The organism is Acinetobacter sp. P37, assembly GCF_057480965.1.
On record NZ_JBLIYY010000003.1, the window covers coordinates 136,699 to 162,405 of the forward strand.

Annotated in this window: 22 protein-coding genes; 6 read left to right on the forward strand and 16 right to left on the reverse strand. The window is 39.8% G+C overall.

The window, feature by feature from the left end; genetic code table 11:
- Nucleotides 1-56: 56 nt before the first annotated feature.
- Both leuE and AC25JC_RS04075 read left to right on the forward strand, forming a co-directional pair.
- Nucleotides 57-707 carry a leucine efflux protein LeuE gene (gene leuE / locus AC25JC_RS04070; RefSeq protein ID WP_486923536.1) on the forward strand — a complete coding sequence of 217 codons (651 nt, stop codon included), beginning with the start codon at nt 57-59 and terminating at the stop codon, nt 705-707.
- Nucleotides 708-963: 256 nt separating this feature from the next.
- Complete coding sequence (locus AC25JC_RS04075) at nt 964-2,133, forward strand: benzoate/H(+) symporter BenE family transporter (protein WP_472584734.1); 1,170 nt, start codon at nt 964-966, stop codon at nt 2,131-2,133.
- Between the two features lie 304 nt (nt 2,134-2,437).
- Here the strand turns inward: AC25JC_RS04075 and AC25JC_RS04080 are convergent, their stop codons facing one another.
- From AC25JC_RS04080 to AC25JC_RS04090, 3 genes are all read right to left on the reverse strand, one after another.
- A complete protein-coding gene (locus tag AC25JC_RS04080; RefSeq protein ID WP_168377764.1) occupies nt 2,438-2,998 on the reverse strand; it encodes a TetR/AcrR family transcriptional regulator in 561 nt (186 codons plus the stop codon).
- Nucleotide 2,999: 1 nt separating this feature from the next.
- Nucleotides 3,000-3,344 carry an SMR family transporter gene (locus tag AC25JC_RS04085; protein WP_078188613.1) on the reverse strand — a complete coding sequence of 115 codons (345 nt, stop codon included), beginning with the start codon at nt 3,342-3,344 and terminating at the stop codon, nt 3,000-3,002.
- Between the two features lie 81 nt (nt 3,345-3,425).
- On the reverse strand, nt 3,426-4,433 hold the full coding sequence (locus AC25JC_RS04090) for an alpha/beta hydrolase (RefSeq protein WP_486923502.1): 1,008 nt from the start codon (nt 4,431-4,433) through the stop codon (nt 3,426-3,428).
- A gap of 311 nt (nt 4,434-4,744) precedes the next feature.
- Between AC25JC_RS04090 and AC25JC_RS04095 the strand changes: the two genes are divergently transcribed.
- Nucleotides 4,745-5,188: a universal stress protein gene (locus AC25JC_RS04095; protein ID WP_078191806.1), complete on the forward strand. Its 444-nt coding sequence runs from the start codon at nt 4,745-4,747 to the stop codon at nt 5,186-5,188.
- 141 nt (nt 5,189-5,329) lie between these two features.
- Complete coding sequence (locus AC25JC_RS04100) at nt 5,330-5,776, forward strand: universal stress protein (RefSeq protein ID WP_486923503.1); 447 nt, start codon at nt 5,330-5,332, stop codon at nt 5,774-5,776.
- 49 nt (nt 5,777-5,825) lie between these two features.
- On the opposite strand, the gene AC25JC_RS04105 is transcribed toward AC25JC_RS04100, so the two are convergent.
- From AC25JC_RS04105 to AC25JC_RS04125, 5 genes are all read right to left on the reverse strand, one after another.
- The gene (locus tag AC25JC_RS04105; protein WP_180172161.1) at nt 5,826-6,854 is read right to left on the reverse strand and encodes a DUF1311 domain-containing protein; all 1,029 of its coding nucleotides are present in this window, start codon (nt 6,852-6,854) and stop codon (nt 5,826-5,828) included.
- Nucleotides 6,855-6,977: 123 nt separating this feature from the next.
- Complete coding sequence (locus AC25JC_RS04110; RefSeq protein ID WP_486923504.1) at nt 6,978-8,453, reverse strand: OmpA family protein; 1,476 nt, start codon at nt 8,451-8,453, stop codon at nt 6,978-6,980.
- A gap of 221 nt (nt 8,454-8,674) precedes the next feature.
- Entirely contained in the window at nt 8,675-9,910 is a 1,236-nt protein-coding gene (locus AC25JC_RS04115; RefSeq protein ID WP_111884257.1) for a dihydroorotase, read from the reverse strand.
- 9 nt (nt 9,911-9,919) lie between these two features.
- Nucleotides 9,920-10,936, reverse strand: coding sequence for an aspartate carbamoyltransferase catalytic subunit (locus AC25JC_RS04120; RefSeq protein WP_486923505.1), 1,017 nt, complete (start codon nt 10,934-10,936; stop codon nt 9,920-9,922).
- Nucleotides 10,937-11,305: 369 nt separating this feature from the next.
- A complete protein-coding gene (locus AC25JC_RS04125; RefSeq protein ID WP_111884255.1) occupies nt 11,306-11,662 on the reverse strand; it encodes a hypothetical protein in 357 nt (118 codons plus the stop codon).
- Nucleotides 11,663-11,882: 220 nt separating this feature from the next.
- Between AC25JC_RS04125 and rlmKL the strand changes: the two genes are divergently transcribed.
- Nucleotides 11,883-14,087 carry a bifunctional 23S rRNA (guanine(2069)-N(7))-methyltransferase RlmK/23S rRNA (guanine(2445)-N(2))-methyltransferase RlmL gene (gene rlmKL / locus AC25JC_RS04130; protein WP_486923506.1) on the forward strand — a complete coding sequence of 735 codons (2,205 nt, stop codon included), beginning with the start codon at nt 11,883-11,885 and terminating at the stop codon, nt 14,085-14,087.
- Between the two features lie 41 nt (nt 14,088-14,128).
- On the opposite strand, the gene AC25JC_RS04135 is transcribed toward rlmKL, so the two are convergent.
- The 8 genes from AC25JC_RS04135 to crp form a co-directional block, all read right to left on the reverse strand.
- The gene (locus AC25JC_RS04135) at nt 14,129-14,551 is read right to left on the reverse strand and encodes a hypothetical protein (protein WP_180115114.1); all 423 of its coding nucleotides are present in this window, start codon (nt 14,549-14,551) and stop codon (nt 14,129-14,131) included.
- A 234-nt stretch (nt 14,552-14,785) separates the two neighbouring features.
- Nucleotides 14,786-16,087, reverse strand: a complete 1,302-nt coding sequence (locus AC25JC_RS04140; RefSeq protein ID WP_486923507.1) for a DUF945 family protein — start codon at nt 16,085-16,087, stop codon at nt 14,786-14,788.
- A 128-nt stretch (nt 16,088-16,215) separates the two neighbouring features.
- On the reverse strand, nt 16,216-17,382 hold the full coding sequence (locus AC25JC_RS04145; protein ID WP_486923508.1) for a GNAT family N-acetyltransferase: 1,167 nt from the start codon (nt 17,380-17,382) through the stop codon (nt 16,216-16,218).
- A 1-nt stretch (nt 17,383) separates the two neighbouring features.
- Nucleotides 17,384-18,934 carry a GH3 family acyl-acid amido synthetase gene (locus tag AC25JC_RS04150; protein WP_486923509.1) on the reverse strand — a complete coding sequence of 517 codons (1,551 nt, stop codon included), beginning with the start codon at nt 18,932-18,934 and terminating at the stop codon, nt 17,384-17,386.
- Entirely contained in the window at nt 18,934-19,764 is an 831-nt protein-coding gene (locus AC25JC_RS04155; protein ID WP_486923510.1) for a hypothetical protein, read from the reverse strand. The genes AC25JC_RS04150 and AC25JC_RS04155 overlap by 1 nt, the downstream gene beginning before the upstream one ends.
- A 231-nt stretch (nt 19,765-19,995) precedes the next feature.
- Nucleotides 19,996-22,575: an ATP-dependent chaperone ClpB gene (clpB, locus tag AC25JC_RS04160; protein WP_078191817.1), complete on the reverse strand. Its 2,580-nt coding sequence runs from the start codon at nt 22,573-22,575 to the stop codon at nt 19,996-19,998.
- Between the two features lie 347 nt (nt 22,576-22,922).
- On the reverse strand, nt 22,923-23,972 hold the full coding sequence (locus tag AC25JC_RS04165) for an NADP(H)-dependent aldo-keto reductase (RefSeq protein ID WP_486923511.1): 1,050 nt from the start codon (nt 23,970-23,972) through the stop codon (nt 22,923-22,925).
- Between the two features lie 203 nt (nt 23,973-24,175).
- On the reverse strand, nt 24,176-24,886 hold the full coding sequence (crp, locus tag AC25JC_RS04170; RefSeq protein ID WP_180040591.1) for a cAMP-activated global transcriptional regulator CRP: 711 nt from the start codon (nt 24,884-24,886) through the stop codon (nt 24,176-24,178).
- A gap of 148 nt (nt 24,887-25,034) precedes the next feature.
- Between crp and AC25JC_RS04175 the strand changes: the two genes are divergently transcribed.
- The gene (locus tag AC25JC_RS04175; RefSeq protein ID WP_078191820.1) at nt 25,035-25,463 is read left to right on the forward strand and encodes an OsmC family protein; all 429 of its coding nucleotides are present in this window, start codon (nt 25,035-25,037) and stop codon (nt 25,461-25,463) included.
- Nucleotides 25,464-25,707: the final 244 nt, after the last annotated feature.

Here is a 25,707-nt window from a genome sequence, read left to right on the forward strand (position 1 = left end):
TCATCTAGAACCGAAGTTGTATACTACAGCTTCGGTTTTTTATTTGAGTGTCTTCAGTGTTTGGAATCACAGACTTAACGACCTTTATTATTGGTACGATATTAATTGTGATTTTACCCGGGCCAAATTCACTTTATGTCATGTCTGTTGCTTCTCGCTATGGCATTAAGGTCGGCTATTTAGGCGCTTTTGGCGTTTATACTGGCGATTTGATCTTAATCTTACTCACTGCTCTCGGCGCTGCATCCTTACTTCATGCCTTCCCTTGGTTATTCTTATTATTAAAAATTGTGGGTGCGCTGTATTTAAGTTATTTAGGTATCAAACTTTTCAAGGCTGCCTACCAAACTTGGAATGCCGTTCAAACGCCAGAACAACTCGACACCAAACAACTGAGTTTGAGCGAACTGAAACCGTTTAAGACTGCATTAACCATCAGTATTTTAAACCCTAAAGCCATTCTTTTTTACTTATCGTTCTTTGTACAATTCGTCGATCCTGCATATCCATATCCTGCGATTACATTCACCACACTCGCGATCGTGCTGCAAATTATCAGTATGAGCTATTTAACGATTTTGATCTTTTCGGGTGCAAAACTGGCCACCTATTTTAGCCATCGTTATAAATTTACGGCATGCTGCGTGGCAGCGGTTGGTCTTCTATTTTGTGGATTTGGTCTAAAGCTTGCGACATCTACGTTGTAAATGACATGTGAGACATAGTTCAATTTTTTAAATCATAAAAATCTACAATGCTTTTAAATTTTGAATGGATGAAACATCCACAATCCAGGTTTTCGGTTCGTACTATTAAAGTGCTGTTTGTTAAAGTGTCGTTTGTGAATAAATAAAGTATTTCCATAATATCTCGATGAGCACTTTTACTGTACAGGACTTGAGCGTATCATCCTGAAAAATGTCATCTTAAATCTGCGCCAACAATAGTCATAGCTCGATCAGTATGCAAAAACTACTCCAAGACTTTTCCATTCCAGCTGCTTTTGCAGGTTTTATTACGTTCTTAGTCGGGATCAGTGTCTCGGCTGTTTTGGTGATCCAATCTGCACAACTGCTCGGTGCCAACACTGCAGAAATCACCTCTTGGTTTTGGGCTCTAGGTTTGGGTATCGGCTTAAGCGGGCTGATTCTGTCTTGGAAATTTAAATATCCCGTTGCGACTTCATGGTCCACTGCAGGACTGGCACTGATTTTAGCGACTGCAAATGGTTACAGCATGAATGCCGCCCTAGGTGCTTTCTTGGTCTGTGGCCTATTGACAGCAGTACTCGGATTTTTAGGCATTTTTGAAAAAATACTGCGCTATATCCCGCAAAGTCTCACCAGTGCAATGTTGGCGGGTGTACTCCTTAAATTTGGTATTGAGCTATTTGTCAGTTTACAAAATGAATGGGCATTCGTTCTTGGTTTACTGGCTGCCTATGTCCTCAGTAAACGACTGTTACCACGTTATAGCATTGTCATTACAGTAATCATTGGCATCATGCTTTGTCCATTGTTACTTGGTTTTCAATTACCGGCGCTTAATTTAGAACTCGCACAGCCAGTTTGGGTCACACCTGAATTTTCGATCTCAGCAATACTGGGTTTGGCGCTACCACTCTTTGTAATCAATATGGCCTCTCAGTACTTACCAGGTTTAGCCATGATTAAAAGTTATGGTTATCAACCCCACGTCAATCAACTGATTGGTTGGACTGGGACAGCCCAAACGCTACTCGCGCCATTTGGATGTTTTAGTGTCAATATTGCTGCGATTAGTGCGGCAATCAGTCTAGATGACCAAGCCCACCCCGATGAGAAAAAGCGCTATATCGCAGGTATGACCTGTGGCTTCTTTTATATTTTGATGGGCCTGTTTGCAGCCACTTTGGTGAGTTTCTTAACCGCTTTCCCATTGGTGTTTATTACCGCTTTAGCAGGCATTGCCCTACTAGGCACCATTGGACACAACATCGTCATTGCTTTCCAAGAAGCGAGTGAACGTGACGCCGCTCTACTCACCTTCTTGTTTAGTGCATCGGGCGTACAGTTTTTTGGTATTGGCTCTGCATTTTGGGGTTTGGTCTTTGGTTTAGTCGTGCATGCTATTTTCAAATATAAAAGAAATTAAGCCCTCAGTTAAATAATTTGCTTCAAATAAAGAATGATACGCGGTAACGTCATCCGCATGTGTTTGAGATAGGACTATTTATAATCAAAAATGTTTTTGCGGTGAGGAGCAATGCTCCGCAAGATGGTTTCCTTACGTAGCACGCTTCTCATTTTGCCGAATGAGAAACAACATTTCAAGAGTACCTCCAGCCGAAGGTTAATCCCTTTATTCAATCCCTAGATGTAAGACTCTGTCGAATAGACTTAAAAATCATTTTAAAAATGCATAATTACTTTTACGTATGTAAAATCAGTTATTTAATCTATTTCGCTCGATACGTTCTGGCGATCAGTTCTTGTTTTAATAATTGGGTTTCGCTCTCATCTTCCACTTCTGTAAAAGCGGTGAGCCAAATACCATCGGCTGCATAACGAACAATTTTCAGTTCGATATCCGAATCGGTCTGATGATGACGCTCTAAACGTGAGTTCATCCATTCGATCCAATATTCATTAAATGTTTTATCGGTCAGCATGGTCATCGAAATCGCGGACCAAGACTGTTGCAAACCCATGATTTGTTTTTCTAAAGTAATTTCAATATAGGCTCGGGTAAAACGACCGTATGGCTCAGGGTCTTCGTCAATTAATCGGTCAACGACCTCGTCTAATTGAGCCAAAAGCATCACAATCATGGACTCTAAGAGCTTTTGCTTATTTGAAAAATGATGAAATACACCACCTTTTGTAACCCCAACTAAATCCGCAACGGCTTGAATCGACACCCCATTAACACCTTTATCTGCAGCAAGACGGATTGCATGCTGCAAAATACTTTGGCGTATCAGTTGAGGCTCTTTCTTACGCTGATGCGGATTATCCATATTAGTGTCCAGCTGAAGTTGAAAACAGGTTGATCACGACCACACCTGAAACAATCAGGCCTATCCCTAACATGGCTGGGAGGTCTAAACTTTGACGAAAGATAAAGTAGCCAATTAGTGCAGTTAAAACAATACCAACACCTGCCCAAATGGCATAAGCAATACCAAGTGGTATGACTTTAATCACCTGAGACAATAAATAAAATGCCAAACAGAATAAAACTGCGACAGCCAATGAAGGCGCAAGTTTGGTAAAGCCTTCTGACTTCACCAAAAATGTCGAACCAATTACTTCTGAGATAATCGCCAATGACAGTAAGCCATAGGCCAATGTTACCGAATTCATTAATCATTCCAAAATAAACATACCAACTGGTAGGTATGTTATTAAGTTAGGGATTATTCTGCAAGCATTTTAAGCCTATTTTTAATTTTTAACGGACTGTACGTGTTGTTTCAAAAATTCTAAAGTGCGATAAAAGGTCTGCTGACTGGCCTTTTTACTCATCATAAATTGATATTCATGTACCAAATATTCTTTCGAATCTGGATAAAATACCGCCGTCACAGGTACATTATTTGCCAGCAATTTTTCTACAAAAGGCTCAGATTGCGTTTTGGTTAAAAAATCTTTATTGCCACCGCTGATAAATACAGGCGGATAATTTGCATTAATATTTGAGGCTGTTGAAATACGCGTTAAAAACTCGGCATCATCTTTTTTGTCTCCGGTATACGCTTGAACCAAGTTATAGACGCCCCACTCGATCAGGCCAATCTCGTCGGGTGCAGTATTTACAAAGCTGTTTAAATCATAAATACCACAATGTAAAATCAGCCCTTTAAGCTGTGAAGGCTTTAATACAGGTTGAATCTTTGACGCTTGCGCAAAATTTGGATTCGTAACCAAGGCGGCATAATGACTGGCCATATTTGCACCTGCAGAATCCCCAGCCAAATACATATTTTGCGAATCAATGCCATATTGTGCCGCATGTAGATTCAAAAACGTCAATGCTGCATCTATTTGGTTGAGCTGTGCAGGATAAATGGCTTCAGGTGCAAACTGATATTGAACAGAAACCACATTATAACCTTGGGCTGCGAGCCGTTTAAAATATCCACCTGCATGTTCTTTTGAGCCAGAGACCCAACCGCCCCCGTGGATCCAAACAATCGTTGGTCTTGGTGCAATAACCGTACTAGTTTCAGGTTGATAGATATCCAAGCTTAAATTTGGATTTTGGAGATATTGAATATTTGACTGCACAATAACATTGTCAGGTGCATGTAAGTTGATAAATGTCTTTTGAACTTGTGTCGATAAGTTAAATGCGCCTGCAATCACTTTGGTACTGCTTTGCGTGTTTTGACAACCAGACAAATGCAACACTGCACAAATACTGAGTGCAACCAACCCTAATTTATATGACATATCTAACTATCCAATCGCATCAATTCTGTTATAAATCTTAGATTTAAAACTGTATATAGTTTAGGCTTATTTTTATAAAGTTCAAATTGATCTTTTAAGCTCAAAATCCGAGAAAATTAGTCGATTTTATTTTAATATTTTTTGAGCAAAGTCCGAGTTTTCCACTCAGATTTATTTGACGACTTATCGACATTAATTTATGTAATTTTATGAATTTACAATATTTTTTAGATTAATAAATTGAACCATGCACGACAATGTGTTATCAATAATCTATAGGGTTTAAAAGCAAAATTACAGGAGATTGTTCCATGTCATATCAAAACATTTTAGTACCTGTCGATGGTTCAGAAATCTCGTTTTCTGCAGTTAAAAAAGCTGCAATTATTGCCAAGGCGTTTAACAGCCAACTCACTTTAATCAGCCTTGTTGCTGAAGACCCATTTACTGATGCAGACTTCTATTATTCTTCATCAATCATGAAAGAATATTTTGTACAAGCTTATGCAAATGCAGAATCTGCTTTGAAAGAAGCTGTGCAAATTACAACTGAAGTGGGTGTAGAAGCACAAAGTAAAATTATTAAAGGCCAAGTTTCTGCTGAAGGTGTAGTAGAAGCAGCCAATGAAGTCAAAGCTGATTTGATCGTGATGGGTTCACATGGTCGCAAAGGATTTAAGAAAATGCTACTCGGTAGTTTCGCACAAGATGTACTCAGCAATACTGAATTACCCGTGTTGGTTGTAAAAGCTTAAGATGACTAAGCCCACATCATGTGGGCTTTTTTCTATTCAGCACACCCTTCACCCATAGGCTTACCCTTTTGTCTCATTCATACAATATCGTGAATAGAGCAAGATTAGATTGATAACATTTAAAATATTAAGGAAGCAGATATGAGTCAATATCAACAAATTTTAGTCCCTGTGGATGAATCTCCAATTTCATATTCTGCTGTTGAACATGCGCTCAGCTTGGCTAAAAGTCAAAATGCACAAGTGACCATTGTTAGTGTTGTTGCTGTTGATCCATTCGTTGGTGTCGATTTCTATGCTGTTGCACCTGCAATCACTGAATATTTTATGCAAGCTGAAAAAAGTGCTCAGCTGCGTTTAGAAGATATCAAACAAAACTTTGTACGTGATGGTATCGAAGTTAAAACCCGTTTGATTCATGGTGTATCGCCAACTGAAGGGATTTTACAAGTGGCTGATGAAATCTCTGCGGATTTAATCATCATGGGTTCACATGGACGCACAGGTTTAAAAAAAGCCATGCTGGGCAGCGTAGCACAAAATATTTTAACGCAGTGCCCAATTCCTGTTTTGATCATCAAGCAGTAAACTAAGATTCATAAAAAAGCCCTCAATTGAGGGCTTTTCTTCTTTTAGATCAATTAAACACGTTATTTAAATACACAATTCGTTCTGTAGTTTTCTGATTAAAGCATTTGGTATATTGCAACTCTTGATTTTGCGTATTCATCGCATCATCCCAGTATTGCGAATGCTTTTGATAAGTCTCTTTTTCACTTTCATTTAATGAATAAACACTTTTTTGTGCAAGCACTTTACAGTCGATATCACGCTTTTCAAACCAGTCTGCTTGATCTTGCTGTAACTGCGCCTTTTGTTCATCACTAAAACGATCCCAAGTCTGATTGAGACGATCCACCACTTTGGCATTATCCTGATCTAGCTCTTTCTTACGAATATCCATCGCCTTTTGTGCAAGGCTCATTTGTTGAGATTGACTCTCCATCCCTTGCTGATAGGATTCTTCGTCTCGCTTATTTTGAGCACTATATGCCGCATATAGCACCGCATGACGTGTCACTGTTACAACGCTATCAATTACGTCATTTTGACTTGGGACACTTAAACTTAAACCATCTTTGTCCGTTTTAGTGATGCTATAGCTAAAGTTCCCTTTAAGCTGATCATTGTCCATGCTTAAGCCTGACTCACCATCTTCGAGTGAATCATTCAAAGTATAATTACCACGTTCTTCACAGCCTTCGTTACATGGTCGTTCAGCATAGGCGTTTTCAGCACGCTTTTGTAATCCTTTCGGGAAAACCACCAACAATTGACTGCTACATTCCAATGTTTTGGCTTTATTAGGGTCTTCAGTTAAAGTCGTGACATTTTGAATGTTAAATTTTAGATTTTTTACAATCAGATCCATGAGTTGCTGATCGGCTTCATAATCTGACTGACGTATTTCTTTGTTTAATTCTTTGAGATATTCTTTTTTTAAATGATCTTGCAATTGGTCAATATTGGCTTGTGCAGTACAACTCCAATCTTCCAAAGCAGGCGCTTCCGTTTTGGCTTCAGTATCTTTTTTATTTTTAAAATTATCACAGCCGGATATCAATGCCGCAGACAACATGAGGCTCGTGATGACTATTTTTTTCATTGTATAAGTACCATTATGATTTTATTCTTCGGGCGTATTTTACTCAAAAATACAGCGCTTTGACGAGAAAAATCCCCGCATGTGCAGGGATTTTTTATATATATCATCTCATTTAGTACGGTTTTAATTGGTCTTTTCAGTTACGCCTTCGCTGGTGACATCTCGTACTTTACCATTCTCGGTATTTAAAACTTCAAACTCAATACGACGGTTTTTGAATTGACCTTCTTTGGTGCTGTTTTCTGCTACCGGTTTTTCTTGACCATAACCCACCGCTTGAAGCTGTGCAGGATCAACGCCTTTCGACACCAAATAATCCACCACAGCTTGTGCACGCTCTTGCGATAAAGCTTTATTCGCTTCCGCATTACCCACAGCGTCGGTATGACCTTGTACAGTCAGATGTACCTGTGTTGCGCGCTGCATTAACGCTGCCGCTTGATCCAAAATCGATTTATTCACGTCAGGAATATCAGATGAACCTGTCGCAAAATTAATAATTTGTAAGTTCAGCGCAGTCGCAACATCTAGAGCACGAACTTGTTCAGGGTTAATACTCGCTAATGCTTTTTGTGCATCAGTAATACTGTTATCTACTGCAGTTTGTTCACTCACACCTTCTTGAACCAATACCGTCATATTTTTTACTAAAGGCTTAATTTGATTGGCAAGGCTTTGAGCATCCGCAGGATTTTGCGACAAAATCGATAACTGATTTTCTGTCCAGGTTAAAGTGGTATTTGGCACACCTTTAAGTTTTTGCAGAACCGTTGGAATGGTATCTTGATCAATAAATTGAGTATGGTAACTGGCATCAGATGAAGCACCACAGCCCGTATTAAAGTTAAAGATCTGTTTGACTTGTTGCTGCAAAATTTCAAGATAGTTTGAATCGCCTGTTTGAATTTGACAGTTGGTTAACTGCCCATCTGTACCGGTGCTAAATTGCAAATGTGCTGGCTGAGATGCAGCAGGCTGTGCAACCGTTGTTGCAGAGATGGTTGGTTCTTCTTTATTAGTACAAGACTTAAACAAAAATGCGATCAGACCCAATAATATAAGCAGGGCAATAATTGGCAATAACCAATTCGAGCGTTTTTCTTCAACGATAACAGGTGTTGGTTCAACAACAGGCGCTTGGTGTAATGTACGGCCAGCTGCAGTGTTTACCCCTAAACCTGCGAGTAAAGGCACTGCCCATTGTGGTAGTGCCGCCAAAATGCTATCTGCATGATTATCAAGTAAATGCGTGATTGCGACGGGATCAGATGAACCCGCTTCATTTTCAAGTGCCCCTAAAGTTGGAGCTATAGAGTGGTTTAAGGTTTGCTCTATTTCTGACGTTGGGGCCGTACCGCCACCGAGATGTTGCAAAAATTGATCTTTTAATGTGGGATTTGCTGAAAATATATCACTAATACGAGGGTTTAACTGTTTTTGAAAGGTATCAATAAATTCAGGTTTGGATCGAAAAATATTTAACAGGAATGGAATAAACTGGCTAATGGCTGAATTTTTTTCAGTTAAGTGTTGTGTATCACCGTCCAGCACAATCGAGGAGACGTGCTGCTTAATCAGCGCTAATAAGTCTATATTCATATTTGTACTCCATGCGGTTGTCATTATTTTCATGTGTACTTTAGTTTATATGCTTATTTTTTGATCAAATGTAATAATTTGTTCGGACTTGTCAGCGCGTTAATTTCTTTTCTATTTTCAATCTATTAATTTCAATCCTCATAAAAAAAGCCAGCCGAAGCTGACTTTTAGATATCAAATTAAAATGCTAGGACTCAACATTTTCCATGTTGAGCTTCAGCTTAAACGGCATAAAAAGCTTGAAGCACTTTACCTTTAACGGTGTGCTGAATTAATGGTGTGTTCTTACCATTTGACACAATCGTGTCTTTATTGATGGTCCATTCAAGCTCTGGGTCGACTAGTACCCAACCCGCTTCATCTGCCCAACGTTGTTGCATATTGGCTACTTTAGCAGGTGCGAGTGTGACTTTCTCAACCCATTCCAGTGGGCTTAATAGGCCTTCTTGAATCAATTGAATACCAAAAGGTACATAGGTATCAAATGCAGTAAAACCGGGCTGTGTTTCAGCAAATGGCGCCATTTTCGCTGAGCTGCTCAGCGGCTCATGATGCGTACAAATTGCATCAATCACACCGTCTTTCACTGCTTGGCGGAGCAAGTCTTTATCTTGCTCAGAACGCAGCGGCGGACGAACATGTGCAAGTGAGTTAAAGCCATCAATCAACTGATCAGTTAAATGTAATTGGTGCATGGCTACATCGCAAGTCACAGGCAAGCCTTTCGCTTTAGCATGTTTAATTAATTCGACAGATGCGCCTGATGACAACAGACCAAAGTGCGCACGCACTTTAGTAGCTTCAATCATCAATAAATATTTTGCAATGGCTACGGTTTCCGCTAATGCAGGGATCATCGGTAAACCTTGACGAGATGCGACAAAGCCTTCATGCACACAACCATCTTTGGCAATTTGCGGTTCTTCGGCATAGAACACAACGGTCATGTTCAGACCCGCTGCATATTCCAAAGTACGAATCACCACATCATCGTCCATAAATGGCGCATTGGCATTCGATACTGCTGTACAGCCGCCTTTTTTCAAACCTGCCATATTCGCCGGCTGCTTGCCTAACAAGCCTTGAGTTTGCGCACCAATCACCTGCAGATAAATGCCGCCATCTAGCATGGCTTTTTCCACCAGACCATGAATCAATGCACCATTGTCTTGCACAATCGGTTTAGAGTCAGGCGGGGTAAACACATGCAAAATACCATTCGCACGCGCAGCCTTACCTTCTGACTTTAAAGTGCCGTGCTGCTGCTGACCCGGCTCTCGTAAACGCGCGCAAAGGTCAACCATACTTGGCATCAGCCATTTGCCTTGACCATCAATGGTTTCAGCGGCATTGCTTTCGGCAACCAATCGGCCATTTTCAATATAAACTGTCTGTACGCTGTCAGTTTGATTGATTGGATCTAAGACACGTACATTTTCAACTTTAACAATACTCATGACTATCCCTTAAACCGCAATCGCTTCAATTAAACCTTTATCTTGCAACTGACCTTGCATTGCCAAAGCCAGTACCGCCATACGTACCGCAATACCATTGGTCACCTGATGTAAAATCACTGACTGAGTGCCATCGGCAATACTTGAGTCAATTTCAACACCACGGTTCATTGGTCCCGGATGCATCACGATGCAGTCAGGTTTAGCCAAAGCCAGACGCTCTTTATTCAAACCATACATTTTGTAGAATTCGGCTTGAGATGACAGCGCAGGAGAATCAATACGTTCGTTTTGAATACGTAAAGTAATAATCACGTCGCAGTCTTGAATACCGGCTTCCATGTTGTTGAACAGACGAATGCCTTCGCTATAATCATCAAAACCGTAAGGCAGCAAAGTATTAGGCGCAATGACACGAATATCTTTACAGCCCAATGTTTGTAATGCAGCGACATCTGAACGGGCAACACGCGAATGCTTAATATCGCCAATGATGGCAATGGAAATGTCTTCAAAATTCTTTTTGGTTTCACGGCGAATCGTCAACATATCCAACATGGCTTGCGTAGGATGCGCATGACGGCCATCGCCTGCATTGATGATTGCCACATGCGGACAAACATCTTTGGCAATAAAGTGCGGCGCGCCTGACGATGAATGACGAACCACAAAAATGTCGGTCGCCATCGCTTCTAAATTCCACAAGGTATCACGCAGTGTCTCGCCTTTTGATGTACTTGAACGTGCAATATCAATGTTCAATACGTTTGCAGACAGACGTTTTGCTGCCGCTTCAAAAGTGGTACGGGTACGTGTTGAATTTTCAAAAAACAGGTTCATTACCGTACGACCTTCTAAAAGGTTGTTGGTAATCAGCTGATTTTGGTCATTAAAAAAGGACTGTGCAGTGTCCAATATTTTTGTGAGAGTTTCTTTAGAAAGGCCTTCGATGGTGAGGAAATGTTTTAAGTTACCATCTTGGTTGAGTTGAATCTGGCTCGGTGTATGCAATGCCGCCAAGTGCATGAGAGATTCCTTATCGTTAAGTTAACGCATTATACAGAGAATCTTGGCAAATGGCAGTTGAAGTTTTCAACGTTCAATGCAAACGCATGATGTTATTCAAAATGAATTTTCAAATTCCTATCTATCATTTCAATTAGATAAATTAAACGTTTTAAATTAAACTTCACCTTTCCCCTTTTAAAAAGCCTTCAAATAGGGCTTTCATCTACCCTTATTTTTGATTGAATTGAATACTTTCAAACAGATAAAGTTCAGCTGTAAACAGCCGCCTTCTGCGCAGTTCAAGAACTCTTGAAATAAGGAAGTTGGTTTATACATCAGGCTGTGCGCAGCAAGAAAAATATACCTACTGCTCACAGCAGGATTGAATTAACGCAACGCGCCGATATAACGATGTGCAACCTGTGCTTTATAGATATCTTCCGCAGTCGGTTCGCTCATTAAAATTTCTGCTGTTTCATGCGATACTGAGTTAACCATTGATTCTTCTGGTACTGAAACTGCAACTTCATGCAAATTCAACTCACTATATAAACGTGCAACTAAACGAGATAATTCAGGATCAGCCGTTGCCAAAGCCAAATTAGAAACAAAGCGTGCATATTCGACATTTTCAACTACATATAATGCGTCAATAACCCGACCTGACACACGACGTAAACGCGCATAGATTAAGGTTGCGATTGAAAATGCGTTTGATTGACTATTGATTGCCAGCCCTGTCATAAATACCCCTAATGATATCAATATTATAAAGATCGAATTTTGATCAGGGTTATAGCAATTTTTGTACCATTAAGTGATATTTCTCACAATGTACACAGAATAAATTTGATAAAGTCTTTCAATTCTACCGATATTTCTCCCGTTTCAGCGCAATATCGTCCGCCCAAATCCCCGAAAATACGTTAAAATATGCGATTGCTTTTTGCCTTTGGAAATTTACATGAATTCGAAACCGCGTCTTTCTACATATTGGGTTACCTGTGCAGATGGACTGGAAACCTTACTCCGCGAGGAAATTGAAGGTTTAGGTGTTCAAAATATTGAACAGTTCCCGGGTCGTCTTGTATTCAAAGGCACACTTGAAGATGCATACCGTATTTGCATGTGGTCACGTTTGGCTTCACGTGTACTCACCCCGATTCATACACATGAATTAGAGTTCACGCATGATGCACGTGATGTAGCGGAAGAGCTCTATGAAGGTGCAATAAACTTTGATTGGTCACTTATTTTTGCACCACAAAGTACATTTGCCGTGCGTTTACACATCGAACGTGACATTAAAGTCAATTCTCAGTTCGCAACTTTACGTGTTAAAGATGGTGTGGTCGATTCCTTTATGGAAGCTGTGGGCAAACGTCCTAGCATTGACATTAAGCAACCTGAAATTACGTTGTATGTATTAGCTGGCAAAACTGAACATACTTATTGCTTAGATTTATCAGGTGACTCTCTGCATAAACGCGGCTACCGTCGCTACATGACAGATGCACCGATTAAAGAAAACTTAGCGGCTGCTATCTTACAGAAAGCAAAACTTAAACAACATCAACCCGATATTATCTTGGACCCAATGTGTGGTTCAGGGACCTTTATCATTGAATCATTAATGATTTTGACTGACCGCGCGCCAGGCCTTGTTCGTCGTTTTGGTTTTAATGGTTGGAATGGTCATGACCATGAACTTTGGATGTCAATTAAAGGCGAAGCGGCTGAGCGTCATAAAGCTGCACTTGAAAATCCTCTCCCACAATTCTATGCATTTGATGCAGACTGGGAAGCGGTAAAAGCGACCAAACAAAATATTATTGCTGCAGGTTTCGAATCTGTACTTGATCAAATTAAAATTGAAGAACGTACACTTGCAGACTGGCCAGAATTCCAAGCAACAGGTAAGAAAAGCTTTGTTGTCACTAATCCTCCATACGGCGAGCGTTTAGGTGATAAAGCCTCTAACCGCGCACTATATTTAGGTCTATCGGCATTATTACAAAAGAACTTCCCAAATCAGCCTGCTGCAATTATTGCAGCACAAGTTGAACAGGCCGATGTCCTTGCCTTTAATGATCCACAAATTTTACGTTTGATGAATGGTAAGCTACCAATTTACGTCCGTTTTGGTACAGTCAAACCTGCGGCAGTTCAAAAGCCTTTCCTCGAGCATTGGGAACCTCAACAATTTGAAAAAATTGAAGGTGCAGAAGACTTTACTAACCGTCTGCAAAAAAACATGCAGAATCTTAAAAAATGGGCAGTCAAAGAAAATATTTTCTGCCTACGTTTATATGATGCCGATTTGCCTGACTTTAATGTCGCGGTAGATTTGTATGGTGATCGTTTACACGTACAAGAATATGCACCACCGAAAAAAATTGACCCTGAAAAAGCCAAAAAACGCTTTAACTTAGCACTTCAAGCGATTCGTGCAGTGACAGGCTTAGGTCGTGATGCGATTTTCATTAAAACACGTGCCCGCCAAGAAGGTAAAAATCAGTACAACAAACAAAGTACCGCGTCTAAACGTTTTATCGTTCAAGAAGGTAAAGCTAAGATTTTGGTGAACCTAACAGACTACCTCGATACAGGTTTGTTCCTTGACCATCGTCAAATGCGTCTACGTATTGCCAAAGAAGCCAAAGGTAAACACTTCCTGAACTTATATAGCTATACCTCTACAGCGAGCTTACATGCAGCGCTTGGCGGTGCAGCAAGTACGACCAGTGTCGATTTGTCAAATACCTACCTAAACTGGTCTAAAGAGAACTTTGTACTGAATGGTTTGACTGTAGATCATGCAGATGAACAACATCAGTTCTTCTCTAGCGACTGTTTTGAATGGTTAAAAGAAGGTCACGAGCAATATGACCTGATCTTTATTGACCCACCAACCTTCTCAAACTCTAAAAAGTTCTATGGTACGTTTGATGTCCAACGCGACCATATGTCTTTACTTAAACGTGCCATGAACCGTTTAACCACTGACGGTACGCTTTACTTCTCAAACAACTACCGTGGTTTTGAGATGGACGATGTGATCATGGCAATGTTTGATGTTGAAGAAATCAGCAATGAAACCATTGGTCTAGACTTTAAACGTAACAGCAAAATTCATCGTGCATGGAAAATCACCCATCCACAAATCTAAGGTTTAACTTTAGCAATTCCTGATCTATGAAATGAAGCACGTCAGTGCTTCATTTCAACCACGACTCCATCTGGATACGTTACTCGAATATTTTCATGTCGCTCTTGCAGCACAATACGGTTAATCGGTGCGACTTCTGGAGATTGTATTAACCCGACCTGATCCGCTGCCCTTTTCTTTTGAAGCAAATAATCACTCATGGTTGAGCCTTCAAGCTGGGTTTCTTGAATGATCTTATTATTACGATTAGATTTATGATTTGAATTTTTCTGCTGCTCTTCTTTGGGTTTAGCTGCTTCACTCTCAATAATATCTAAGGTTTCTTCACTAAACTGTTTTTTACCTTGCGTTTCATTCGACAAACGTTGATCTGAAATTGACGTCCCCGCAAAAGCTATAGACTGAACAGCGATTAAAAAAATGCTACTAATAAGACTGTGTTTTACCCAAGAACATTTAGGCATGGATGAATGAATAAGTTTCCGTCTAAAAAAATAATCGTGTGACATGGTGTCTTTCCTATTGTTGTTTTGATTGGCTAGTTGCCCATTGACGCTAGCAACTTTTCAACTATTCAACAATGGCTAGGCCGCTGTGTTCCGATAAACTGAAAATCATAATTCTGTAGCCAAAAATACAAAACCGCCAATCTATGACGGTTTTATATTTTTTAAACTTAACTACTCACTACTGGTTGCTTATTTCTTTTGTATAGCTTGACCAAAAAGCTTTTGACCAAACTTATATTGCATACTCATGACCATATTATTGCCATCGCGCTTGCCTTGCCCTGATGTTTCAAAGCCTGCAAACATGGCTTCGGCTTCCTGTCCTGACAAACTTTTGCCCTGTAATTGCAAAAAGTTATTCATGATTGCAGTCATCATATTTTTATCAAAACTTAAGTCTGCTTGAAAATCTAGTAAGCTCGGCACCATTTTAATAAAAGACTCCATTGAGGCATGGTGACCCGGCATGACTTTCCCCACGACATTTGCAGAGGCTTTACCTCCACCAATACTGATCGAGTTATCTTTAGATTCAAAATCAAAACCTTGGCTTGCGATTGCTAAGAATGCTTGAGTCATTTCTTCACTTGATTCACCCACTGCATCGCATGAATTTTCCACCTGATGCAAAAGTTCACTAAATGCACGAACTTTATCTAAATTAACTTTATGCAATGCCAAATTCAGTGCGAAATCTTTAGTGACCGGTGAACCAGGGAAATCCATTTCATCAGCTTTTAAGTAGCCTTCAAAGTCCACATCATGTTTATTTAGTTCGGTCTCCCAACGCAATTGCATACCACGCATACCGCCTGAGAACTTTTGATCTAAACGTTTGATAGAACCCGCTTGAATTTCAACAAAACCATTTTCAAGATTTTTCTGATTTAAACCTTGATTGGTCTTCATCGAAAAATTTTGCACCATGGTTTGCATTGGACCTTCACTCAACCGAACCACAGGTAAATGGATTGAAAGCTCAGATACCTTAGTGGCTTGCCCCGGTAGACTACTGATCCGAATTTGCAATTGGCTGGCATCAGCTTGTACCGTTGCACCTTGTGCAGTCGTTTTAAATGCAGGAATCTGTAGATCTGTTTTACTTTGACCAATCCAATTGACCAAAGTTTTTGCCGTTAAGTCCGTACCAAAAAGCTTGGCATATTCGGACGTACTTTGTTGTTGAACAATCTTAAAGTTCGAGTTGATGTTATAACCTTTCAACCCACGTTGAATCTGATCGGTACCCTTCAATACGATCACTTCTTTGGGTTTACACGGGTCTGTTTTCAAGGTTAATACCCAATCGACCGTTCCACCCATCAAACCCATTTGATAATTGCTGTACTTTACATCAACATCTTGTACAGCTGCTGACCAATTATTCTGTGTATAAAATTGGGCAAGAGATTTATCTGCATATAAATTTCCTCCCACCACAGCTGCTGAAAGCACCGCTAAACTGCCAATTCCCCACATCAATTTTGACATGTCTTTCTCATTCTGATTATTCTTTGCGCAGTATACTGAAGAACTCAGTTACATAAGTACACAATTAGAATGATATTAAATGATTGATTTGGCAGTTTTAATTGATTTTTTGATGACTATCACTTTAACTATATACGCCCAGCTTCAAAATAACTTATACGTTTACGATCAAAAGCTGCATATGGATTGCCTTTAAAACTATGAAAATAGTGTTTGGCTTTTAACACGTGAGAGGTGGTATTTTTCATCCATCCTATACGCGGGTCCTTCTCTGCCAAAGTGATGCAATAGGTTTCTTTGCCACGTCGCTTGGTCTGTTGCTTGGCATGAAAAACCAAACTTGCAAATACATCCAGATGTTCAGGATGACATAGTGGACTATGCAACATTAAATAATCAAAAGTTCCCTGAATTTTTGGCAGTGATAACACACCACGCACACTCGCGTAGGCATTATAAAAAGGCTTCATCAACTTTAATGGACGCGAATAGTCGATTACGCGGGTTTGTTTAAAACTCTTTTGATTCCATAATCCGTAGAGTCCAACCAACTGATTGTGCTGATCATAAATCAAATAAAAATCGTCCAGATTTAAGCCTCCCCAAAATGGATTTTGACCATCAACCAACGCATTAAAATCATAGCTAGGTAAAAAATTATAATGGTCTTTCATTTTTAAAATGAAATCATTCGCTTCATCTACACGTTCAGCAGTCAGCATTTTAAATTGATATTGATTAAAAGCTTTTGGTTTCACTGCTTGTGAAACAGTAAAGGTTCGGATTTCGTCATAAAAATATGGCAACGGAAAACCTGATCTTTCATGATGTAAAATACTAGCAGCAACAGTATTAGCGTTTAAAACTACACTTTCAAAAATCGTATCTTGGGGGATTTCATCATGGACATAGTCCATTAATAAGCGCATGACTTTAGCACCACGATACGCTGGATTCATTCTTAAATCGGCAACATAACGCATTAGGTCAGGCTGACCATTGATATAACAATAACGCCATCCCAAATTCATCATCGCAATCACAATAGATGGATCATCCACAGGGACAACCACTTTTAAATCTGGTCGATTATATTGGGCATGGCTAGCAGCCAAATAACTCGGGTGACGCTCATAAGATAAGGTAATACCATTACTTGGCACAGTCTCAGCACTAATTTTCATTAGTTGCTCATCATCTTCGACAGTCGCATTTCGAACCGCAAACTTAGTCTCATTCTTTGAATGATATAGCGCCGTTTCATCGAACGGTGCATCTAACACATCGATATCCATCTCAATACTCAATTATTTTTGTTTTCATTTTCTTAAGCGGCTCAGGCTTAATATTCCCTTCAATCATGCCATTGTTCATGGCTAGTGTTTTGTAGTAGTCCCAAGCATCTTGTACATGTACCACTTCAGGTTCATCCAACTGCCCTAGATCTCGTGCCAATTCATAATGAAAATTATGTTTAAGCAAACGGTCTAGTGCTTGAGCGGATGGTTGTTTATCTACATTGCCTTCACTGAGTAAAATATAGTGCGGTTTTTTAACCGAACATTGTTCGATACCCAAGATACTAATCGGCAAATAATCCGCTTGTTTAAACTCTGCAAGCACTTTAACTGCAGCATTGTGGTCGAGCTTTTCTCCGACCAAATCTACCGTCATTTTACGACCTAAAAATTTGAAACATGGCACTTGCTGATAAAAGTCTGTGACTTCTAATTCATCATCAATCACATAACGAATTAATCCTGAACCTGTCGTGATCACAGGACTAACAATATCACCTACTTTCAGTTGCCACGATGGCACCACTTTTTGGCTGTCTTGCAAAATAAATTCATAAAAATGTGACTGATAACTTAAGGTAAAACGCTCTGCAAATGGAATCGTTACTACGCCTTCAGTTGCCCATAAACCTTTACCTTCAAATGCTACACCTGCAATTCGTTGCTGGAGTTGTACTGCCCACTGCTCTGCGCTCGCTGTATCCCAACTCGAAACCAGACTGAGTTTAGGCCACAGTTTTTTCCACGCCGATGCTTGGGTCAAATCCAAGTCTTGTAAGCGATAGCATTGTTGACAAGATTTAGGAACTTGCAGAAAACTCAATCCCTCACGTTGCCATTGTCCAGTTTTCAAGACCTGCACAATTTCAGCTTGATGTTCTTGAATAATATCCAACAATTGCAAAGCAAATGTAGGACTCCATACCGAAATCATGCCTAAATGCTTATCTGCAACGAGATACACCGCAGTTGCAAACATGGCATCTTCGGCTGAATTCGCCATCGCAATTTCAGTCGGTACCGACTGGGTAATTTTACTCAACACTCGCTTCGACAGATTAAGCAGCGCACTGTCATCATTCAAATTACTATTTTCTAAAAGCTTTCGCTGGCTTTCAGGCAACCATGAAACCGACCAATAATGCGTTGAATTTGTAAGTTGTGGATGAGTTCGGTATAAATTGGTGAGCCATAACCCAATAGCTTCATCCAATTCATCTAAAAAAGCCTGAGTATAGGGAATGAATTTAATTGCTTCACTCGACCCACTGGTCGGTTGAAAACGGACAATTTTTTCAGGCCCCAAACAATTTTTGCCACTTTGTCTGGATTGTTCAATTTGGCTTTTCCAATTGCTATAACGCGAAAGCGGATATTTTTTGGAAAATTGCTCATAGCTTAGATTTTGCGAAATGTGCTGCTTTAAAAAATGACTTAATTTTTTACGTTGCACATTTTCCAGCTGATTTGCCTGCTGTGTATAGCGTTGAAATGCTTTACGGCAGGCAATATTCAAAACTTGATGTGCTGTAGTGAGAAGCAATCCCATTAGGCCACCTTCGAGTCTGAACCTGTCGCAATATGCAATGTACGAGACTTATAACGTAACTTGCTGTCATGTTTACTCACACTGGTGGTCTTGGTTAAGAATCGATTTACATAACGGTATAAATCGCTCCAACGTAATTCACCAATGCACGGTAGTTCAGTTCCATCGACCCACGTTGGGTTCTTGTCTTCAAAGAAAGCAATCTTGGTATTGTTTTCGCGCATCTCATGGGTGATTGGCGCAACATCTGCTTTGAGTGGCTGGTAGTCTTCGCCAAAATTCAGAAGACCTGTTTCATGGTTATAGTATTCTAAGTAATATTCTTTACAGTACGATTCGACAAAGTCTTTGAGATGGGCATTTTTCTCACCATAATGTGGATAGTAGCTGTAGTAGTTATTGGCTAAGAGCAGATAAGTTTTAAAGCCTTTAGAGATTAAAATCCAATATACAGGGGTTCTTGGATGACGAAATTTAAAACTAATAATATAACGGAACATTGCTCGGGTTAATGCACGATTCCCCCAATACTCTTTCTCAATAATGGTATCACCACTGAAAAAAGCATGTCGGGCTTTACCATCAACAATAAAGTCACGCTCCATAACCGTCGAGAATCCGACAATTTGATTATTTTTCGGTTCAATAATGAAAAAAACACCGGTTTTTTCTAAGAAGTCGCGTTCAAAAATTTCATAACGGGTATTGGCATAATACTTTTGGTAAATACCATACATGCGTTTGAGTTCTTGAACAGTGATGTCATCTGTACGTTTATATAAACTATAAGGTTCTTTTTTGATCTGCCTAAGCAGTTTAAATTCCATCATAATCATAATTCCCTGTTGCCATTCATTCATGATGAACGAGCGATATTGTTTTTGTTTTACAGAACACAGTCATCTCGTTGGATGTGTGCGGACGTCATATTAGTGGGTGAAAATGATGAAATGCAATGAACTTTACGTATTTAAACGAAAATTACGACAAGCGTAAAATTAAAAAACCCGGCCTAAACCGGGTTTCTGTTTTTACAACTAGATGTAGCAGATTTGTGCTTTTTAGTTGAGTTTTAACTTTTCAAAAGTTAGGTGATCTCCTTCCGCTTGAACGACAATCGTATCGCCCGGTTGGAAAGCACCTGATAAGATTTTCTGTGCCAATGTATTTTCAACTTGTTGTTGGATAGCACGTTTCAGAGGACGTGCGCCATACACAGGGTCAAAACCAGCATCGATAAGTAATTCAAAGGCACTATCTTCAACCGCCAAACTCATATCTTTATCTGCCAAACGTGAACGTAAGCGATCCAACTGAATATCCGCAATGCCACGAATTTGCGCTTTTTGTAAAGAGTGGAAAACCACCAACTCATCAATACGGTTCACAAATTCAGGTCGGAAATGTTCAGATACCGCAGCCATAACCACAGCGCGAACTTCGTCTTTCGACGGGTTTTCACCTAATTCACGAACATCGGTTGAACCTAAGTTCGAGGTCATCACGATCACGGTGTTTTTGAAATCAATCACACGGCCTTGTGAGTCTGTTAATCGACCATCATCCAACACTTGAAGCAAGATGTTAAACACGTCTGGATGTGCTTTTTCAACCTCATCAAACAACACTACACTATAAGGTTTACGACGAACAGCCTCGGTTAACACACCACCTTCTTCATAACCCACATAGCCCGGAGGCGCACCTACTAAACGGCTCACAGAATGCTTTTCCATAAACTCTGACATGTCGATACGAATAATCGCATCATCACTGTCAAATAAGAAATTACCTAAAGCTTTGGTTAACTCAGTTTTACCTACACCTGTAGGCCCAAGGAATAAGAATGAACCGCTTGGGCGGTTTGGATCGGATAATCCTGCACGAGAACGACGCACCGCATTCGACACTGCTACGACAGCTTCATCTTGACCAACTACACGGTTATGTAAGAACTCCTCCATGTGTAAGAGTTTTTCACGTTCACCTTGCAGCATTTTCGCAACAGGAATACCTGTAGCCGCACTTACCACTTCAGCGATTTCATTTTCTGTGACTTTAGTACGAATCAATTTCGGTTCTTCGTTCACCTCGGCGACTTCTTCTTCATTCAAGCGTTTTTGCAACTCAGGAATAACACCATATTGCAAGCGGCTGGCTTCTGCTAAATCACCTTCACGTTGTGCTTTTTCAAAGGCAGTACGTGCTTTATCTAGCTCGATTTGAGCCTGATTCGTGCCGTCAACCAAACGTTTTTCCGCAATCCACACTTCTTCCAAATCACTATATTCTTTTTGAACTTCAGCAATTTGTTTCTCTAGGTGCTCAACTTCAGCTTTTGAGACTGAATCTGCATCTTTTTTCACCGCTTCTAACTGCATTTTCAATTGAATTAGGCGACGATCTAAACGGTCTAATGGCTCAGGTTTTGAGTCAATTTCCATTTTGATACGTGATGCAGCTTCATCAATCAAATCAATGGCTTTGTCTGGCAACTGACGGTCTGTGATGTAACGATGCGACATTTTTGCCGCAGCAATAATCGCAGAATCTAAAATTTGCACACCATGATGGGTTGCATATTTGTCTTTTAGACCACGTAAAATCGCAATGGTATCTTCCACACTCGGTTCATCAACGATCACTTTTTGGAAACGACGCTCTAGAGCCGCATCTTTCTCGATATATTGACGATATTCATCAAGTGTTGTCGCACCTACACAGCGTAGCTCACCACGCGCTAATGCAGGTTTAAGCATATTCCCTGCATCCATTGCACCATCGCCTTTACCTGCGCCAACAAGCGTATGTAATTCGTCAATGAAAAGAATAATCTCGCCATCATATTTGGCTAAATCTTTTAGAACTGCTTTAAGACGTTCTTCAAATTCACCACGGTATTTTGCACCTGCAAGCAATGAACCAAGGTCGAGTGAAAGTACACGTTTACCTTTCAGACTTTCAGGAACTTCGCCATTGACGATACGCTGTGCTAGGCCCTCAACGATTGCTGTTTTACCCACACCAGGCTCACCAATCAATACCGGGTTGTTTTTACTACGACGTGATAAAACCTGAATGGTACGGCGAATCTCTTCATCACGACCAATAACTGGATCTAACTTGCCTTCTAATGCACGTGCATTGAGGTCTAAGGTATATTTGTTGAGTGAATCACGTTGATCTTCGTGGTTATTACTCATGACTTGTTCACCGCCTCGTATTTGTTCAATTGCACTACGTAATTTATCTGTCGTTACGCCTACACTATTTAATAAGGTTTTGGTTTTACCCGTTTCAGCTAAGCCAAGAATCACCCAATCTGTAGATAGAAACTCATCACCCGCTTTTTGAGCGAAACTGTCGGCTAAATTCAGCGCCTTGACTGCTTCAGGATTTAGGTTGATGTCCCCTGTAGGCGTAGCAATGGTGGCAGTATCCTGTAGGGCTTGCTGAAGCTTGGTTTTTAACTCAGGAAGATTAGCACCTGCCTGTTGTAACAAGTTTTGGTTCGACGGCTCTTCAAGCAATGTCGAAAGAATATGGATTCCTTCAATGGCTGTATGGTCTTTCCCCATTGCTAAAGATTGGGCATCGGATAATGCTTGCTGCAAACGGTTTGTGAATTTTTCGAATCGCATTCTTGTTATTCCTCACAACAAATTCTGTACTTGAAGCATATATGGGAGTCATATTTAAAATTTCAAATACATTTTTTAAATATTTTTCAATGAGTTAAATTTAAGATAAAGATAAATCTCAATTATAATATTGGTATAAATAGAATACTTTTCAAGTCATTTATTGAAGAATTTAGTACTTTATTATGTTGTTTAAATACATATGTATTTTTAGGCAATTTTCTTGTCAACTCAACTGACTTTCTGACAATAAAATTCAATAATTTTCCGCTAGCTTAAATCACGTAAATGTCAAAAAAGCCCACATTTACATGCAGGCTTTTACATAATCCACTGAAAAGTTCAGCTTAAGGCGCAGGATTTGGCTGCTGGCGATGAATATCTTCAATCCCTTTTAAAATGTCTTCTGATAAATTCACATCAAACGCATCAATATTTTCTTTCAACTGATCTAGATTTGTCGCACCAATAATTGTACTGGTGACAAAAAATTGCTGCTTAATAAATGCAAGTGCTAACTGTGTCAACGTTAAACCATGCTGTTCAGCCAATTGTGCATATTGTTCTGTTGCCCATTCACTCTCCGCATTTGAATAGCGGCTAAAGCGTGAAAATAGTGTCACTCGAGCATTGGCAGGACGTGCACCATGACGGAATTTACCTGTTAGATAACCAAATGCTAAAGGTGAATATGCCAATAAGCCCACGCCTTCGTAATGTGCAATTTCAGATAAACCTATTTCATAAGTACGATTCAACAAACTATATGGATTTTGCACACTGACAATTTTTTCTAAACCATGCTTTTCTGCAAGTTGTAGGAATTTTAAAGTTCCCCATGGCGTTTCATTGGAGAGTCCAATAGAACGAATTCGGCCTTTTTTCACTTCCTGACTTAAAGCAACCAATGTTTCTTCTAGATTGGTAATAGTTTGCGTACTGTTCGCTTCGGCATTGCCATAACCCAATTTACCGAAAAAGTTGGTAGGACGTTGTGGCCAATGCAGCTGGTATAAGTCAAGATAATCTGTCTGTAAGCGTTGAAGAGATTGATCTAGAGCAGACACAATTTCCGAAGCAATAAATTTAGTTTGCCCGTCACGAATATGACTACCGCCTTGTGACGGCCCTGCAATTTTTGAAGCTAAGATTATTTTATCGCGGCCACCGCGAGCTGCAATCCAGTTACCAATAATAGTTTCAGTTGAACCTTGGGTTTCAGGTTTCGGTGGGACAGGATACATTTCTGCAGTATCCCAAAAGTTAAGACCACGCTCTAAAGCATAATCCAGTTGCTCGAAAGCTTCTGCTTGGGTGTTTTGTTCACCAAACGTCATGGTGCCTAAACAAATTTCTGGAACTAATATGCCTGTATGTGCCAATGGTTTAAATTGCATGCCGCAAATTCCCTCTTTATTTTAAATATCAATATATAAGTCATGAAGTAGCTTACATAAGATATCGGCTTTGTTTAAATCATAATTTTCTGTTTATTTGTCAAAAAATGTGAGAAAGGTTGCTTCCGCTATAATAGTGAGAAATGAATGGACATAAAAAAAGCAAACCCCTGAGTTTGCTTTTTTTAGATTCGGAAGACTGATTATTCTTCGTCGTCGAAATCGTCAGAAGCCAATTGGCTTTTATCTTCAAGCGATGCATCAAAAATTAGAATCGCTTTACCATCAGTTTCGATCATGCCTTGCTCTTCAAGTGTTTTTAGAACACGACCAACCATTTCACGGGAACAACCCACAATACGACCAATCTCTTGACGAGTAATACGAATCTGACGACCATTTGGCAAAATCATTGCTTCAGGTTGTGAAGATAAATCAATTAAGCAACGTGCAATACGACCTGATACGTCGATAAACGCAAGGTCAGTTACTTTACGCGTCGTGTTTTTAAGACGGCGTACAAGCTGTGCAAATACCGCATAACTTAAGTCTGGGTATTGTTTGCTTAATTCATGAAAGTTTTCATAGGTAATCTCAGCAATTTCACATACATCACGCGTACGCACTTCTGCAGTACGCTGTGCATTTGCTTCGAATAGACCCATTTCCCCAAAAAAGTCACCCGCATTTAAGTACGCAACCACAATTTCACGCTCATCATCTTCGCGTAAAATGATAGATACTGAACCCTTAAGAATTAAATACAAAGATTTAGATTCTGAGCCCGCATCAACGATTGTTGTACGTTTTGGGTAACGATTAATATATGCACGTTTTAATAATGCCTTCACCGACTCAGGTAACTGCCCCGGAGATAGCGCATCTGTGCTAAGTTGTGAAAAGTTTGAAGTCATGCTAACAGTTTCCGAATATGGATAATTTATAGATCGCACAAGACCTAAAGTGAACTTGTCACACGTAAGAGTTGAAATTCCTTATCAACTCAATTTATGTTAGTGTACAGGTACTGCGTAAATTTATAGCTTTTTTTAGGGACTTGCAATGCAAACTAGTGTTCATTGGCTAGAGAATGTTGCTTTTGAAGCAAAAACTCAAAGTGGTCACACTGTTATGATGGATGGATCACAAGAATATGGCGGTGAAAACCGTGGTCCGCGCCCAATGGAACTAATTTTAACAGGACTTGGTGGTTGTGCATCTTTCGATATTGTGACGATTTTAAAGAAAGCACGCCAAGACATTACTGATGTTCGTTGTGAATTAAATGCAGAACGTGCCGACACTATTCCTGCTGTATTCACTAAAATTCATTTGCACTTTGTAGTCACTGGTCATGGCGTGAAGGAAAAGCAAGTTGCAAAAGCGGTTGAACTTTCTGCTGAAAAATACTGTTCTGCGAGCAAAATGCTGATGGATGGTGGTGTAGAAATTACCCATGACTTCGAAATTTTAGAAACTGAAGATGCATAATTTATTTGTTCAATTAAGAGCCGCATAGAATGCGGCTTTTTTGTTTCAAATAATCCGCTATAGCATACATTGTATAAAGCACTGCTATATAGTCATAAACGCAGAAATATGAGCCAAAGAAGTTTGGCTTAATCACTTAAACAATCAATATCCAAATTGATGTATTTGCACATAGATGCATTTACATCCAATTCCATCTCATGATGAATTTACGACTCTCCCCCTATGAGTCTATATTAGGCTA